At 57.2% G+C, this 13,750-nt stretch carries 20 protein-coding genes; 6 read left to right on the top strand and 14 right to left on the bottom strand.

Annotated elements, in window-relative coordinates; genetic code table 11:
- Nucleotides 1-131: 131 nt before the first annotated feature.
- Nucleotides 132-539: a hypothetical protein gene (locus tag AC2FIZ_RS15835; protein WP_281995869.1), complete on the bottom strand. Its 408-nt coding sequence runs from the start codon at nt 537-539 to the stop codon at nt 132-134.
- 44 nt (nt 540-583) lie between these two features.
- A complete protein-coding gene (locus AC2FIZ_RS15840; RefSeq protein WP_496791314.1) occupies nt 584-1,774 on the bottom strand; it encodes an aminotransferase-like domain-containing protein in 1,191 nt (396 codons plus the stop codon).
- A gap of 150 nt (nt 1,775-1,924) precedes the next feature.
- Here AC2FIZ_RS15840 and AC2FIZ_RS15845 point away from each other — a divergent pair, with 150 nt between their 5' ends.
- The gene (locus tag AC2FIZ_RS15845; RefSeq protein WP_142639185.1) at nt 1,925-2,695 is read left to right on the top strand and encodes an FCD domain-containing protein; all 771 of its coding nucleotides are present in this window, start codon (nt 1,925-1,927) and stop codon (nt 2,693-2,695) included.
- Entirely contained in the window at nt 2,695-3,189 is a 495-nt protein-coding gene (locus tag AC2FIZ_RS15850) for a metal-dependent hydrolase (RefSeq protein ID WP_282027901.1), read from the top strand. The genes AC2FIZ_RS15845 and AC2FIZ_RS15850 overlap by 1 nt, the downstream gene beginning before the upstream one ends.
- Here AC2FIZ_RS15850 and AC2FIZ_RS15855 read toward each other — a convergent pair.
- The 7 genes from AC2FIZ_RS15855 to AC2FIZ_RS15885 form a co-directional block, all read right to left on the bottom strand.
- Nucleotides 3,186-4,046 carry a glycosyltransferase family 2 protein gene (locus tag AC2FIZ_RS15855; protein ID WP_281995866.1) on the bottom strand — a complete coding sequence of 287 codons (861 nt, stop codon included), beginning with the start codon at nt 4,044-4,046 and terminating at the stop codon, nt 3,186-3,188. The genes AC2FIZ_RS15850 and AC2FIZ_RS15855 overlap by 4 nt on opposite strands.
- Nucleotides 4,047-4,223: 177 nt before the next feature.
- The gene (locus AC2FIZ_RS15860) at nt 4,224-4,784 is read right to left on the bottom strand and encodes a F0F1 ATP synthase subunit B (RefSeq protein ID WP_271951426.1); all 561 of its coding nucleotides are present in this window, start codon (nt 4,782-4,784) and stop codon (nt 4,224-4,226) included.
- Nucleotides 4,785-4,789: 5 nt separating this feature from the next.
- Nucleotides 4,790-5,341: a F0F1 ATP synthase subunit B' gene (locus AC2FIZ_RS15865; RefSeq protein WP_271951428.1), complete on the bottom strand. Its 552-nt coding sequence runs from the start codon at nt 5,339-5,341 to the stop codon at nt 4,790-4,792.
- Between the two features lie 86 nt (nt 5,342-5,427).
- Entirely contained in the window at nt 5,428-5,652 is a 225-nt protein-coding gene (locus AC2FIZ_RS15870) for a F0F1 ATP synthase subunit C (protein WP_005981269.1), read from the bottom strand.
- Between the two features lie 48 nt (nt 5,653-5,700).
- The gene (locus tag AC2FIZ_RS15875; protein WP_142639176.1) at nt 5,701-6,459 is read right to left on the bottom strand and encodes a F0F1 ATP synthase subunit A; all 759 of its coding nucleotides are present in this window, start codon (nt 6,457-6,459) and stop codon (nt 5,701-5,703) included.
- Between the two features lie 2 nt (nt 6,460-6,461).
- Nucleotides 6,462-6,794, bottom strand: coding sequence for an AtpZ/AtpI family protein (locus AC2FIZ_RS15880; RefSeq protein WP_142639174.1), 333 nt, complete (start codon nt 6,792-6,794; stop codon nt 6,462-6,464).
- Between the two features lie 184 nt (nt 6,795-6,978).
- Nucleotides 6,979-7,890, bottom strand: coding sequence for a DMT family transporter (locus AC2FIZ_RS15885; protein ID WP_271951437.1), 912 nt, complete (start codon nt 7,888-7,890; stop codon nt 6,979-6,981).
- An 83-nt stretch (nt 7,891-7,973) separates the two neighbouring features.
- Between AC2FIZ_RS15885 and AC2FIZ_RS15890 the strand changes: the two genes are divergently transcribed.
- Entirely contained in the window at nt 7,974-8,306 is a 333-nt protein-coding gene (locus AC2FIZ_RS15890) for an ArsR/SmtB family transcription factor (RefSeq protein WP_142639170.1), read from the top strand.
- Nucleotides 8,307-8,311: 5 nt separating this feature from the next.
- On the opposite strand, the gene AC2FIZ_RS15895 is transcribed toward AC2FIZ_RS15890, so the two are convergent.
- From AC2FIZ_RS15895 to AC2FIZ_RS15910, 4 genes are all read right to left on the bottom strand, one after another.
- The gene (locus tag AC2FIZ_RS15895) at nt 8,312-8,815 is read right to left on the bottom strand and encodes a universal stress protein (protein ID WP_281995864.1); all 504 of its coding nucleotides are present in this window, start codon (nt 8,813-8,815) and stop codon (nt 8,312-8,314) included.
- A 9-nt stretch (nt 8,816-8,824) separates the two neighbouring features.
- Nucleotides 8,825-9,088, bottom strand: coding sequence for a hypothetical protein (locus tag AC2FIZ_RS15900; protein ID WP_281995863.1), 264 nt, complete (start codon nt 9,086-9,088; stop codon nt 8,825-8,827).
- 69 nt (nt 9,089-9,157) lie between these two features.
- Nucleotides 9,158-10,072, bottom strand: a complete 915-nt coding sequence (locus AC2FIZ_RS15905; protein WP_496791316.1) for a DMT family transporter — start codon at nt 10,070-10,072, stop codon at nt 9,158-9,160.
- Nucleotides 10,069-10,947, bottom strand: a complete 879-nt coding sequence (locus AC2FIZ_RS15910; protein ID WP_142639300.1) for a LysR family transcriptional regulator — start codon at nt 10,945-10,947, stop codon at nt 10,069-10,071. The genes AC2FIZ_RS15905 and AC2FIZ_RS15910 overlap by 4 nt, the downstream gene beginning before the upstream one ends.
- 117 nt (nt 10,948-11,064) lie before the next feature.
- Between AC2FIZ_RS15910 and AC2FIZ_RS15915 the strand changes: the two genes are divergently transcribed.
- Nucleotides 11,065-11,646, top strand: coding sequence for an FMN-dependent NADH-azoreductase (locus tag AC2FIZ_RS15915; protein ID WP_281973523.1), 582 nt, complete (start codon nt 11,065-11,067; stop codon nt 11,644-11,646).
- Between the two features lie 66 nt (nt 11,647-11,712).
- Nucleotides 11,713-12,453, top strand: a complete 741-nt coding sequence (locus AC2FIZ_RS15920) for an aspartate/glutamate racemase family protein (RefSeq protein ID WP_281995886.1) — start codon at nt 11,713-11,715, stop codon at nt 12,451-12,453.
- On the opposite strand, the gene AC2FIZ_RS15925 is transcribed toward AC2FIZ_RS15920, so the two are convergent.
- Nucleotides 12,454-12,984 (bottom strand): prolyl-tRNA synthetase associated domain-containing protein, encoded by a 531-nt coding sequence (locus AC2FIZ_RS15925; protein WP_142639160.1) that lies wholly within the window; start codon nt 12,982-12,984, stop codon nt 12,454-12,456.
- 88 nt (nt 12,985-13,072) lie between these two features.
- On the opposite strand from AC2FIZ_RS15925, the gene AC2FIZ_RS15930 reads away from it, so the two are divergent.
- Nucleotides 13,073-13,591, top strand: coding sequence for a hypothetical protein (locus AC2FIZ_RS15930; RefSeq protein ID WP_281995862.1), 519 nt, complete (start codon nt 13,073-13,075; stop codon nt 13,589-13,591).
- The last annotated feature ends 159 nt before the right edge of the window (nt 13,592-13,750 follow it).

Genomic DNA, 13,750 nt, shown 5'->3' on the forward strand with positions numbered 1-13,750 from the left:
GTCCCGTGATTCCTATACCTTCGAAGTCTGCGCAACGGATTGGGGGTGAGTCAACGGAGTCGCGCAGGATATGGGATATATGGCCCACTTATCCACAACATCTTGCCTAAATCCGCAAGAAAAAGCGCGATTCAGTAGGCTGTACACTCAAAGACCTGATAGCCGTCGCCGTTACCAAGGTCTTGAAACAGCCCGGTATCAATGCATTCGTAATTCGGGACTGAAACCGCCGTAAGCAGCAACCGCTTGCCCATGGCGCGGTCACAACCCAAAACGCCAACGGTCACGGCCGCGTCGCCCAGGACATCCAGTATCGGGCATCCCGAGACCTGAGCCATCGCCATGGCCGCTCGTTCGCGGATCGGGCCAAGACGCGGAGCGTATTGCGAATTAACCCGAACGGCTTCGGCCAGATCTCCGCGCACGCGAACATCAAATACGCTGCCATTCACAGCGATACGCGTCACCTGAACATCGCGAAAGTGAGGGGTCCCGGCCGAACATGCTGCCAGCATCAGAAAAGACAAAATCCGGATCATATCCGCATCATTGCCAAAACTGGTTAACAGAACTTTTCCTTCGCTCAGGCCCTAAGTATTGTTCCCAAGCGGCGAATACCTTCGCGGATCGTATCCTCATCCGAGTTCGAGAAACTCAACCGGATCGTATTGGCGCCCGAACCATCTGCGAAAAAGGCCCGACCCGGCACAAAGGCCAGTTTCACTGTGTCGAGCGCACGGGCCAGCAGGTCTGCCCCGTTCATACCGGTAGGCAGAGTCACCCAGATGAACATGCCTCCGAGCGGATGCGTCCACTGAACACCATCGGGCATGTTCTGTTGCAGCGCCTCCAGCATCGCATCACGCCTGGCACCATAGGCCTGCCGCAACAGTGGGATGTGTGTGTCAAAATGCGTGCGCGCAACCTGCTCAACCGCCATCTGGTTCAATGTGGGCGAATGCAAATCCGCCGCCTGCTTGACCAACACCAGTTGCGAGATGACAGGCTTGGCAGCCACCACCCAACCAACGCGCAAACCAGGAGACAGCGTTTTCGAGAAGCTGCCGCAATAGATCGTACGGCAGGCCTCGATCGACCCTTTTCGCGCCTGTTCCAACGCCAGGACCGGAGGGATCGCGTCACCCTCATAGCGCAGAGCCTGATAGGCGCCGTCCTCGATCACCGCGATATTCAGATCATCGGCAAGATCCAGCAGGTATTCTCGACCACGCAGGTCAACGGTTTCACCGGTTGGATTTGCGAAATCAGGCGACAGATAAGCGAATTTGACCGCGCCCTCGCCTGCGGCTTCGGAATATTCGGCGGCACCTCTATTGCCATTAAGCATGAGACGGTCGAACCGGGGCTCGTAGGCATCAAAGGCGTTGATCGCCCCCAGATAGGTCGGCCAGCCGATCAACGCAGTATCCCCTGGCGACAAATAGAGCTTGCCCAGATAATCCAAGGCCTGTTGCGATCCCGAGGTGATCAGGATGTTATCGACACTACAATCGACGCCGATCTCGCGCATATGCTGCACAAGCCATTCGCGCAATGGACCATAGCCCTCGCTGACTGAATATTGCAGCGCCTGCGGCCCAGCATTCAAAGCGGCCTGACAAGCTTGGGCAAAGGCCTCGGTGGGAAACAGGTTTGGGTCTGGGATGCCGCCGGCGAACGAGATGATTCCCGGCTGATCAAGAAGTTTCAACAACTCGCGAATTTCCGATGCTTTCATCCGGGACGCGCGCGTTGCAAACAGATTCTGGGTCATCCTTGGCCTCCTCCTGCCCTGTTGCGACCCACCCTAGGTGCAAATTTTATAATGTCAATATTGCTGACCTAAATTCAACTCCACCCCCCTGCTTGAACCAGGCCCGGATACGTGGTCATATGAATTGACCAATTTCGAAAACGCGCCGCCATGCCCTTCCAAAAGATCCAAACTGAAAAGCTGTCCATTGCGGTGGTCAAACAAATCGAGTTGCTGATTCTGCGCGGGATTCTGCGCCCGGGAGAACGTTTGCCTGCAGAACGGGAACTGGCCGACCGTCTGGGCGTTTCACGCCCCTCACTGCGCGAAGCGATTTCTGATCTTCAGCATCAGGGTTTGCTGACAGCCAAGGCGGGGTCAGGAATCTATGTTGCCGAAGTCTTAGGCTCGGCTTTTTCACCGGCTCTGATCCGGTTGTTCAGCAGCCATGACGAGGCGGTTTTCGACTATCTGTCCTTCCGTCGGGACATGGAAGGGCTTGCAGCAGAACGCGCGGCAAGACTGGGGTCGGAAAGCGACCTGAAGGTCGTACAGGCGATCTTTGACAAGATGGAAGCCGCCCATGCCCGCAATGCGGCCGAGGAAGAGGCCCATCTGGATGCACAGTTCCACATGGCCATCATTGAAGCCAGTCACAACGTGGTCATGCTGCATATGATGCGGTCGATGTTCGACCTGCTACGACAGGGTGTCTTCTACAATCGGCAGATGATGTTCCGGCAGCGTACGACGCGAGACGCCATTCTGGATCAGCACCGGGAAATCAATTCAGCGCTGCAGGCTCGCGACCCTGAGGCGGCGCGCGTTGCAGTCCAGGAGCATCTGGGCTTTGTTCGCATCTGCATGGAAGACCACCAGAAAGCCCTGCGGAACGAAGCCATTGCGCAGCAGCGCCTAGACCATGAGACAGGACAGCACTGATGTTCATTGGGCACCTACCTGGTGCGTATCTGGTCTTTCGCACTGCGACGCCCGGATTGGATAAAGCTGCGTTTGCCGCTGCGATGATTGGTTCCATCGCCCCGGATATCGATTTGCTGTGGTTCTATTTCGTAGACAATCGCAGCCACCACCATCACGAATACCTCACACACCGCCCTCTGCTCTGGCTCGGCATCCTGACGCTCGGCCTGCTGCTGCGGCTAAGATTCCCGCGCGCAGGTCTTATTACTGCAGCCTTCGGCGCCGGGGGTCTGGTGCATATGACCTTGGATTCGATTGTTGGCGAAGTGGCATGGGCTTGGCCAATTTCCGAATTCACCCACCCGCTGGTGGTTGTTCAGGCCACGCATTCTCATTGGATTTTATCTTTTCTAAGCCATTGGACCTTCAAGATCGAAATCGCAATCACACTCTTGGCGGCCTATGTGTGGTGGACCAGCAGGCGGGAGAAACAGCAGGGCCTTGAGGGTTAAATTCCGTTCAGCCGCCGCTTAAGACTGTGAACCCACAAATTTGGCCGTTTCATTGCCTTCGGGTCCTGACTGGACAGCGACGGAAACAACCCTTCAGCTTCGGTCCGAGAGCGCAATTCCAACGGCGTGTCCAATATCGCCCCGATCAGGTCATCCGACCGGCCCTGCGCCTGACGCTCGACCTCAATCGCCTGAAGCATTTCCGCATGGTAAGCCTCAGCCGCTTCGGACCGCTGGCCCTTGCGGAACCGGAAAGCCCCAACCTGAGCATGCACGGGCACCAAATCGGTATGTCGCGAAAACCGCAGCCATAACTCTCCGTCGACGGCAAGCTTGAGGTTCTCGTTCAGTTGGCCCCCGACCTGATCCCATAGGTCACGCCGCCAATAGGTCGATTCCTGCTGAACCCACTGATAATCCCCGGCAAGCAGTCTTACCCGTGAAACAGGCTTTGGGCGCCGTACAGTCAGGACATTGTCTTCCTCGTCAATGCACGTGACCCGCCCAGTCATCCAGTTCATGTTTTTGTTCAACGCAAACAGCGATCCTACCGTGGCAAGGCCGCCGGGAATAAGAACATCGTCCGAATTGATCCAACCCATTACGTCGCCCGTGGCCACTGCAAAGCCTTTGTTTACAGCGTTGGCCTGCCCGGTATCCGGGCCCGAGATGATATGTGAAAACGCATCGCGGTACTTTTCGACCACCTCCATCGAACCATCGGTGCTACCGCCGTCCGTCAGGATCAGGTCCAGCTTAGGATATTCCTGCTCAAGCACAGAGAGGATTGTCCGTTCGATGAAATCGACGCAGTTCAGGTTGGGAATAACGACACTGATTGTCGGCAATTCGGTCATAAAGGGCTCTTATCCAGCCCGGTTTCGGCATATGCCGTCGCACGGGCGCAAAATTGGTTGGAGTGTTTCCGAATATGTAACGCAGACAATCGGTCCCCGGTCAAATCGGGAAGCGGGGTGCGAGATTCGCAGCCCAATGTCCGGACCCGGCAGATGTGCTGCCGGGCCGGAATTGTCTTAGTGAAGCTTTTCGTTCACATCCGCAATGGATGCGTCGATCAGCTTGTTGGCCTGCGTGGCGGTCATCTGCTTGGCCAGCACAGCATTGGCTGCAGAAATAGCAACGGTGATGGCCTGATCGCGGACTTCCTTGACAGCCGACGCTTCAGCCGATGCAATCTGGTCCTGCGCGGTCGCCAGACGGCGCGCGATGGATTTCTCCAGATCGACCTTGGCTTGCTCAGCAGCCAAAACCGCATCTTCCTTTGCGGCGGCCACGATGGCATCCGCCTGACCCTGAACCTCGCGTTGCTTGCGCTCGTACGAGGCAAGCAGGCTACGCGCTTCTTCATGCAGGGCGCGAGCTTCGTCCAGTTCGGACTTGATGCCTTCGGCACGCTTATCCAGCGCTCCACCAATCATGCCCGGGACCTTGAAGTAGAACAGGACTGCGATGAAAACGATGAAGCCCAGCAGAACCACAAAGTCGGTGTTGCCAAGCGAGAAAAACGGGCCACTTGCGGCCAGCGCGGGGCTGGCGGCAGCAAATGTCAGGATAAGGGCAAGAGTGTTCCGCATGTCACTTATCCTTTTGTCTGCGCGTCAACCGCACCGTTGATGGTTTTGGCATCAGCCTCGCCACCCAGAGCGGTAACTAGTTCTACTGCCGTATCCTTGGCAACGATTTGAATGCTTTCCAGCGCACCTGCACGGATGTCGGCAATAGCCTTTTCCGATTCAGCCGCTTTTGCAGCGATTTCAGCATCTGCCTTGGCAATCGCGTCATCCAGACCAGACTGGATTTCGGCGCGTGCTTCGGCAGCGATACGCTGTGCCTCAGAACGGGCATCGGCCAGCGCCTTGTTATAGGCCTCTTCAGCCTCGACCGCTTTGGCCTTTAGATCTTCGGCCGCAGCCAGGTCATTTGTAATGGTCCCCTGACGTTCCGCCAGGATTGCCGCGATGCGGGGCAGAGCCACGCGGGACAGGACCAGAAAGATGACGACCAGCGTGATGACCAGCCAGAAAATCTGGTTGGGGAACCAATCGAAGCAAAGCTGAGGCATACCAATCGCCGACCCATGAGAGTCAACGCAGGTGCCAGCCACCTCTTCGTATACGGGTTCTGTCGCCATGATGTCCTCCGTCGGAACGTTGTCTTTACAACAGGTGGGCCGCTATGGCTTGGGCCCACCTGCGCGTAAGGATCAGGTTCCGCAGATTAGACGGCGAACATCAGCAGCAGCGAAACTAGGAATGCAAAGATCCCCAGGGCTTCTGCAAATGCGATACCGATGAACAGGGTTGCGGTCTGCGAAGCAGCCGCCGAAGGGTTGCGCAGAGCGCCAGCCAGGAAGTTGCCTGCTACGTTGCCCACCCCGATTGCGGCTGCGCCGGAACCGATTGCTGCCAGGCCTGCGCCGATGTGTGCGAGATCGCCTTCCATGATGTTTCTCCTTACGAATTGGAAGTTTCGATGTTTGGGTATCGGACCTTAGTGCGACGGATGCAGTGCATCCTTCAGATATACACAGGTCAGAATGGTGAATACGTAGGCCTGGATAAAGGCCACTAGGACCTCAAGACCGTACATTGCGGTGATCGCCAGAACGGACACTGGCGAGATCACGGCAATCGCGGCGAAGCCTGCGAAAACCTTGATAACCGCGTGGCCTGCCATGACGTTACCAGCAAGACGAATGGAGTGGCTGACCGGGCGCACGAAATACGAGATCAGCTCGATAATCGCCAAGATCGGGCGCAGCGCCAGCGGCGCGCTGGAGACCCAGAACAGGCCCAGGAACCCGGCGCCGTTCTTGACAAAACCCAGAATGGTCACAGTCAGGAACACGGCCAGCGCCAGTGGGATGGTCACGGCGAAATGCGATGTAGTTGTGAACGAGGTCGGGATCAGACCCAGGAAGTTCGCGGTCACGATGAACATGAACAGGGTCATGACATAGGGGAAGTATTTGACGCCATCCTTGCCGCAGATGTCTTCAAGCATCTTGTAGATAAAGCCATAGGCCAGTTCGGCCACCGACTGCATGCGCGTCGGGACAATGGCGCGCTTGGACGTGCTGAGCACCAGCAGGCCGATCACGGCGAGAATTGCGAAAAACAGCCACAGAGTGACGTTAGTGGGCGTGTACCAAGCAATCGCACCGTCGCCAAAAAGCGGTTTGACGATGAACTGATCCATCGGATGGAAAACCAGGCTGCTGCCTTCTGCTGCGGTGGTCTCAGTTGCCACGTTCAGTCCCTCTCGTCTTCGTCGGCCTTGTCGGCCATCTGTTTCTCTTGCGCCTGTTGTGCGCTGCGGAGCATAACCTTTACTCCGGCGACCAGACCCAGCAATGTGAACAGCACCAGGAAGATCGGGATTGTCCCGAACAGGCTGTCCAGCCCGTATCCGATGCCAAATCCGATCCCCAGACCGGATACCATTTCGATGACCATCCGCCAGGCAAGCTCGCCTCCCGAATAATCGGCGTCCGCACGGGCCTCAGGCTTTGACTTGGCCTTTTTTGCCGCCGTGATCTTGGCCTCAAGCTGCGCCATACGCTGCTTTTGGTCATCATCAGTCACGGGCGTTTCCCTCGTACAGTCTTGGGCACGGTGCTAAGGGGCGGAGAGCGCAGAGTCAACGGCGTTGGCAGCCCGAATTGCCGCACTTTACTCTATTGTTTTTAAAGACATTTTTTCCGAGTCAGCATAGACGTGATCAGCCCGAACCACAGGAAGCGGGTACAAAGGTACGGAATCCGCATATTCAACCTTTTGGTTGATCTTTGCCCGACACCCCCTGCCAGATACGTCTGATCACGCGCCCGTCGATCAGCAGCAGACCGGCGAAGATCGCTGCCATTCCCAGCAGATGCTCGGGCCGCAGGGTTTCTCCCAGCACCCATGTTCCAAGCACCAGCGCCGAAACAGGCGCAATCAATGTCACTGTCGAGATATTGGTTGGGCCAACCTTGGGCAGCAACCAGTAGAACGCGATAAAGGCGGCGGATGTCAGCACAAACCCGATCATCGCCAGCGAGGCCCAAGTCTCGGCCCGGGTTATTTGGGGTAGTCCTTCTTGCCAAAGCGCCAAGGGCGTGATGGCCAGCGTAGCACCCGTCAATGCAAGGGCGGTCAGAACCACAGGTTGCATATCCCGGAAGGCCCGCGCGATGTTGACTGAGAACGCATAGCAGATCGGTGCGCAAAGTGTCAGAAGGATCGCCCAAAATTCGGACGACGCGCCACCGCCCAGTACAGGCAGGGACAGCACAACGATACCGGTGAAGCCGCAAACCACGCCCAGAGACTTTAACAGGGTGGCACGTTCACTTCCGGGCCAGAAATGCGAAACAATGACGGCAAAGGCCGGTGTCGTTGCATTGACGATCCCTGCCACACCCGAAGCGATATGCTGTTGCCCAAGCGCATAGAAGGCAAAGGGCGCGGCATAGCTGAGCGCACCAAATCCCAACAACCCAAACGCACGTGTCAGTGTCAGATTGACTGGCAATCGCGCCCCGATCACATAGACCCAGCACCCCAGCGCCCCAAATGCAACCCGTCCCATCGACACCGAAAGCGGCCCAAGTTCCCGCAGCAAAATGGCATTAAACATGAAGGACATGCCCCAGCCGATGCCAAGAATACAAATCACCAGCCAGTATTTTAGTGACATCCCAACCCCCGATACACATGCCGGGGCACAGTGACCTCATACCGAAAATTGTCAAACCGGTTCTTGCGCTTTAGGAAAGGAGTATGTCCAACGATCTCGATACCGTTTTTGCGGCCCTTGCCGACCCCACACGCCGCGCCATCCTTGCGATGCTGCTGGAGGATGACATGGCGGTGACGGATGTCGCCGAACCGTTCGAGATGTCGCTTGCCGCGATTTCAAAACACCTGGTGATCCTGACCAGAGCCGGTTTGATCAGCCAGGAAAAGCGCGGACGGGTGAAGTGGTGCAAGCTGGAGCCTGACGCGCTGCGATCCGCATCCGTCTGGATGCAAGGGTTCGGGCAGTTCGAGCCGGTCAATCTGGACGCGTTCGAACGATTTCTTGAGGTTGAACTGCCCGCAGCCGAGGAATGATCCGCCTACCTGACTACAAAAACAGAGACACTGGCATGTTTCGCCAGATACCCCGCATGGCTCGAGAATATATAGTCGGTAATACGCGGCGCATGGGTGCCGACGACGATAAGGTCAGCTTCGATTTCTTCGGCAGTCCGTGTCAGGTCACCGTCAACTTCGGCGGCGACATCAACCGAATGGATATTGCGATACGCAACTTCGGTCCCGCTGCTTTCAGCCAGCTGTTTAGCAAAATCACGTAGGTTCTTGTCAATCGCAGCATCTGACTGAACAGGGTCACCCGGTTGGGTGCCGGTGACACTGACCAAAGTAATCTTGGCCCCCTGCCATTCGGCTATAGCTGCTGCAACTTTGGCGGCCTTGCGCACCTCGGGTGGCAGATGAAGATCAACCGGGATCATGATATGACTGTACATGGGACGTTCCTCCTTGGCCTGAAGCATAGAGAAACCAGAGGGTGCCAGGCCTTGATCTGCCTCAACACCGTCGCCCGCTTGGTCAAACATTGAAACGGGCTAGCCTTCCTGACTGTATTCAACACCGGTCACGACCCCCGAAGGGTCCGCCCGACACAACCACGGGGCCTGGGCCCCGGTAACGGAAACCGTCGTGACCGACCCGTCCGGTTCGGTATCGGTGGACAATGCCCGAACATCCCCGGGCCGCGTTCCAGTTTCGGCTGCGACCAGCGCCTCGCAACTGGCTTGTAAATCCGTTTCAGATGACCCGGCACAGGCGCCGCAAGCCACCAATATCATTATGGAAAGAACTGGTTTCATGTCGTCCCCTTGGACGTTTCATATTCTGGTCTAGGGCCAAGCCTGACACAATTTGGTCGTTTCACAAGTTCAATCGGCTTGCGGCAAAGGACGCGCGGGTTTGCCCTCCTCGGATTTCAGTAGCAAAACCAGGGCCAGGATCGTCAGACCGGCACCAAAATAGACGACAGGGCCAACCGCCTGCTGCCCCAGAGAGATTTCCCACAGAATGACCCAACTGGGAACCAGATAAGTATAAGCCATCACCTTTGCCGATGGCAGGCGCAGCGTTGAATACTGAACCAGCACGAAACTGGCCGCGGTTGCAAAGACCGAAACATAAATCAAACCCACCCAGACTATCGCTGGCAGGTTCGCCCAGTCGGTGGCACGGATCTCGGACCACCCGTAGATCGTCAGCATCAGGCATCCCGCCAGAAGCGTACCAAAGGTAAACACCACTGCAGGCTCTCCACGGTTCAGCTTGCGTACAAGGGGGGTATACAAAGCATGCGCGACACAGCCCCAGAAATAGATGATTTCCCCCTGCCCGATATCGAACGCGCGCACGACTTGCCAATCGGCGCGAAAGATCACCCACAGCGCCCCGACTGCCCCAAGGGTCAGTGCAAGCGCCATCCTTGGTGTGGTGATCTGGCGCAACAAGATCCAACCGGCGAATGCGGCCATAACCGGAGTCAGCGTAAAGACCGCTGCCGCGTTGACAGGCGGTGCAGTTTTCAACCCGTAGAACATCAACACGAAATAGGCCGCGAATACTCCGCCCAGAACCAAATAGCGCCACGAGGCTTGTGCCGCGCTGCGCGGCAGGCCGGTGGTCATAAGGGCGGCACCCCCAATCACCACGGATGCGATGCCGAACCGGGCCGCGGTAATGGCTTCGGGCGCGATCTGATTGGCGATCAGTGACCCCAGCGAGAAACTCCCTGCAACCAGGGCCGAAAAAATCAGCATGGCCAGATGGCCACGCGCCTGTTGACTCATTTTGCCCAGCTCTTGGATTGCTCTTTCAGATAGGTCAGAAAGGCCTGCACCTTGGTCGTGCGATGCAGATCCACATGGGTAACAAGCCACAGATCACCAAACCATTCCGGCATCGGGTCGATCACTTCGACCAGATTCGGATCTCCTGCAGCTGACCAACGTGGCATGAAACCGATACCCGCCCCGGACAGGACCGCCTCGCGGATACAGAAGTTGTTGGTACAACGGAAGGTGATGCGCTCGGCTGGCACGGTCTGGCGCAACCAGCGGGAAAACGGCGCTCGGCTGTTTTCGTCATCGGTACTGATGAAAGAATGATCCGCAAAGTCATCCAGGCTGCCAGGCTTGCCGTGCAGCGCGACATAATCGGTGCTGGCGTATAACCCGACCTCTTGCTTCATAAAGGACTGAACCACGTTGTCGGGCTGATCAGGCGCTGACCCGGCACGGATCGCCACGTGCGCTTCGCCATATTCCAGACGAAACAGCCGATCACCGGTCAGATACCGGACGATCAGTTCCGGGTGCCGTCGCTGAAACTCGGCAAGAACCGGCACCACCAGAGATGCCAGAGAGGACAGAGACGTCACGACCAACTCGCCCGACACGTCATCACCCCGACCCTTCATACGGCCGATCAGTTGATTGAACTGATCCTCAGTCGCCTGTGCCACACGCAACAGGTCCTCTCCGGCTTCGGTCGGGGTATAGCCGCGCGCATGGCGCTGGAACAGCTTGACCGCCAGCCGGGCCTCAATTGCATCAATGTGGCGAATGACGGTGGCATGATGCACACCCAGGACCTCGGCCGCGCCACTGACCGTTCCCATACGCGCCACCTGATAGGCGGTTCTTACCTCGTCCCAGTTGTCCACTGCGGTTTTCCATTGTGCAAATTCTAACAGACCCTGTTGACTTACCAGAGTTTTGTTCGCTCGCGCAACGCTCATATCGGGCCAAGACACATCCTGCACACCAAAGGAAATTGAACCATGACCAAAACTATCCTGCATATCGACGCATCGGCCCGCCGCGAAGGCTCGACCACTCGTGACCTGTCGGCACGCATCGTCAATCACCTGGGCGCTGACCGCATAATTCGCCGTGACCTTGCCACACCTCTGCCGCTGCTGACCGAAGCTTGGGTCAGCGCAAATTTCACCCCTGCCGATCAGCGCAGTACCATGCAACAGGACCAATTATCCCTGTCTGACGAGCTGGTTACTGAACTGCAGCAGGCCGATACGCTTGTCATAGGCCTGCCGATCTACAATTTCTCGGTGCCCGCGGCGTTCAAAGCCTGGATCGACCTGATTGCCCGCGTCGGAGTGACCTTTTCGTATTCCGAAAGCGGTCCAAAAGGCTTGTTGGATGGAAAGCGCGCGGTTTTAGCCGTGGCGTCGGGTGGCACAGCTGTCGGGTCTGATGTCGATTTTGCCACCACCTATGCCAAGCATGTACTTGGCTTTATCGGTATCCATGACGTCGAAATCGTCGCCGCCGACCAGTTGGCGCTGGATGCCGAAGGTTCTCTCAGCAATGCACGAAATGCGGTTTCGCAACTGGCAGCCTGATTGACCTTCACCTCAGAAAACGTCCAGTCTGTCCTGGATACCAAATGGGCAGACTGGACGCACGCAATGAAAAAGATCGGCATTCTGGGCGGCGTGGGCTGGGCCTCGACCGTTGATTATTACCGGGCGATTGCCGAAGGCTCGGGGCGGTTTTTCGCCCAGCGCGGACATGGATCCCCTCTGCCCATCCCACCCATGACCATCGAGTCCGTGACCCAGGCTAAAACCCGTGCCCTGCGTGGCGTCGCGGGCGATGAGGCCAGTTGGGCCGGATTTGATGCTGTATTTCGGGAAGCTTTGTTAACTCTTGAAGCCTCTGGCTGTGACTTTGGGATTATCGCCTCGAACACACCCCACGCGCGGCTGCATGCAATCCGACAGGGCGTTACGATGCCCATTCTCAGCATCTTCGATGCAACCGCCGAGGTTACGGCCTCGACAGACGCCACGCGCGCGCTGGTTCTGGGCACCACGGTAACGATGCAGGCAACGCACTATGCCAACAAGCTGGGCGAGATTGGCATCAGCGCAAACGCCCGCCTGCCCGAAAGCGAAATTGCAAAGATGCAAGCGATGATCGACGGTGATTTCTACGGCGGCGCGTCAGAAAGCGCCCGTGCGCGCCTGCTGGCCTTTTGTAACCGGCATGCCGAACACGGAACCGCAATCCTTCTGGCCTGTACGGAACTGCCGCTGGCCTTTCCCGATCATCTGGACGACCCTGTGTTCGAGGCTGACGGGCATCTGTTCATCAACCCGTCCGCTGCACATGTGGCCGCGGCCCTGGAGGAGGCGTTAGTGCCCTGATCAGGGCAGCCAGTTCACCGCGCATGTAATCCGATCGAAGAAGGCCATCAAATCAGCGCGCGATATGGCAACTGTGCGGTCGTTGACCAAGGGATGCATGTTGATCACATCGGCCTGTTGTGCGGCAGCATCCATGTAAAAGCGTACATCATTCTGCACCCCGTTGATCATCGCCAGCGGGCTGACAGCCCCAGGGCGGATGCCGAGGTTTTGCAACAGCCGATCCGCCGAGCCAAAGGACAGGCTGCCGACACCCAGCTCGGCGCCCAGCGCCTTGAGGTCGATGTCGCGGCTCTGTTCCAGCGTCACCAGATAGTTCCGCTTTTTCTTATCGCGCAGATAGAGGTTCTTGAGGCGCAGGGTACGCTCACCCGGCACAAGAAACTGATCTTCGACGCCTTTCGCATCCTCAACCGTGCGCAGCGGGATGTGGGTATGCAGCCTATAGGTCAGGCCCCACGCATCCAGCTGCGCCAACAGCCCATCGGAACTGAGCGGCAATGTGTCTTGAAAAGCGGATGATGCGTCCATGGGAACCTCCTGTCTGCCTCGCTCATCGCCCAACACGGGTACGATTTCAAGCCGAGACAAACCGCAAAACGGGTGCTAGCGTGCCGCCATGAAAGTGACGCGCAATTCCTCTAACCAGTTGATCCTTTCCGATACCCCTTGGTTTATCGGCATCATGCTGGTCTTCTTCATTCTGGCATTTGTCGGCGCAGGCCTGTTCTTGGCCAGCGAAGGCGGTGAGGGCATCTTGTTCGGCATCTTCTTCGCACTGTTCGGCGGTGGAATGGGTTTTGGAGCATTCTGCGCATTTGTCCGTCGTGTTCAGGTCATCCTGGACCGAAAGGAAGACCGCATTATGATCCGCAGGCAGTCGGTTTTTGGCTATGAGACTGTCGAGCATGTGCTTTCAAACCTATCCCATGCGGAGATTGAAAGCACTATATCTAGAAGCGACAAGGGGTCATCCACCCTCTATCGCCCTGTGCTAATATTGGACAAGGGGATGAGCGCGGGACGTCATCCTATCGTCGAAGCGTTCTCGAACGGTCGTGGTGCGCATCGGCTGGTTGATGCGGTCAATAACTGGCTTCCCGCGCGCAAGGTTGACACCGCTAGCCGTTCAGCTTAAATCCCTGCCCAACATCCGGAAGCGTCTGATCTTCCGGTCCCTTGAGTCGTTCAGGGATCGCCCCCCACCAGCGTGTTACGCCCGTGGGGGCAATTGTGCATTTAACCGGTGTTTCTTATCTAAGAGGCGCCACCAGATAACCGGCATAGGAGGCCGAAG

The organism is Ruegeria sp. CDSB022 (assembly GCF_059611145.1).

Excerpts from the sequence above, each read along its gene's own strand:
- AC2FIZ_RS15835 (WP_281995869.1), bottom strand. The coding sequence starts at position 539 with ATGATCCGGATTTTGTCTTTTCTGATGCTGGCAGCATGTTCGGCCGGG.
- AC2FIZ_RS15840 (WP_496791314.1), bottom strand. The coding sequence starts at position 1,774 with ATGACCCAGAATCTGTTTGCAACGCGCGCGTCCCGGATGAAAGCATCG.
- AC2FIZ_RS15845 (WP_142639185.1), top strand. The coding sequence starts at position 1,925 with ATGCCCTTCCAAAAGATCCAAACTGAAAAGCTGTCCATTGCGGTGGTC.
- AC2FIZ_RS15850 (WP_282027901.1), top strand. The coding sequence starts at position 2,695 with ATGTTCATTGGGCACCTACCTGGTGCGTATCTGGTCTTTCGCACTGCG.
- AC2FIZ_RS15855 (WP_281995866.1), bottom strand. The coding sequence starts at position 4,046 with ATGACCGAATTGCCGACAATCAGTGTCGTTATTCCCAACCTGAACTGC.
- AC2FIZ_RS15860 (WP_271951426.1), bottom strand. The coding sequence starts at position 4,784 with ATGCGGAACACTCTTGCCCTTATCCTGACATTTGCTGCCGCCAGCCCC.
- AC2FIZ_RS15865 (WP_271951428.1), bottom strand. The coding sequence starts at position 5,341 with ATGGCGACAGAACCCGTATACGAAGAGGTGGCTGGCACCTGCGTTGAC.
- AC2FIZ_RS15870 (WP_005981269.1), bottom strand. The coding sequence starts at position 5,652 with ATGGAAGGCGATCTCGCACACATCGGCGCAGGCCTGGCAGCAATCGGT.
- AC2FIZ_RS15885 (WP_271951437.1), bottom strand. The coding sequence starts at position 7,890 with ATGTCACTAAAATACTGGCTGGTGATTTGTATTCTTGGCATCGGCTGG.
- AC2FIZ_RS15890 (WP_142639170.1), top strand. The coding sequence starts at position 7,974 with ATGTCCAACGATCTCGATACCGTTTTTGCGGCCCTTGCCGACCCCACA.
- AC2FIZ_RS15895 (WP_281995864.1), bottom strand. The coding sequence starts at position 8,815 with ATGTTTGACCAAGCGGGCGACGGTGTTGAGGCAGATCAAGGCCTGGCA.
- AC2FIZ_RS15900 (WP_281995863.1), bottom strand. The coding sequence starts at position 9,088 with ATGAAACCAGTTCTTTCCATAATGATATTGGTGGCTTGCGGCGCCTGT.
- AC2FIZ_RS15905 (WP_496791316.1), bottom strand. The coding sequence starts at position 10,072 with ATGAGTCAACAGGCGCGTGGCCATCTGGCCATGCTGATTTTTTCGGCC.
- AC2FIZ_RS15915 (WP_281973523.1), top strand. The coding sequence starts at position 11,065 with ATGACCAAAACTATCCTGCATATCGACGCATCGGCCCGCCGCGAAGGC.
- AC2FIZ_RS15920 (WP_281995886.1), top strand. The coding sequence starts at position 11,713 with ATGAAAAAGATCGGCATTCTGGGCGGCGTGGGCTGGGCCTCGACCGTT.
- AC2FIZ_RS15925 (WP_142639160.1), bottom strand. The coding sequence starts at position 12,984 with ATGGACGCATCATCCGCTTTTCAAGACACATTGCCGCTCAGTTCCGAT.
- AC2FIZ_RS15930 (WP_281995862.1), top strand. The coding sequence starts at position 13,073 with ATGAAAGTGACGCGCAATTCCTCTAACCAGTTGATCCTTTCCGATACC.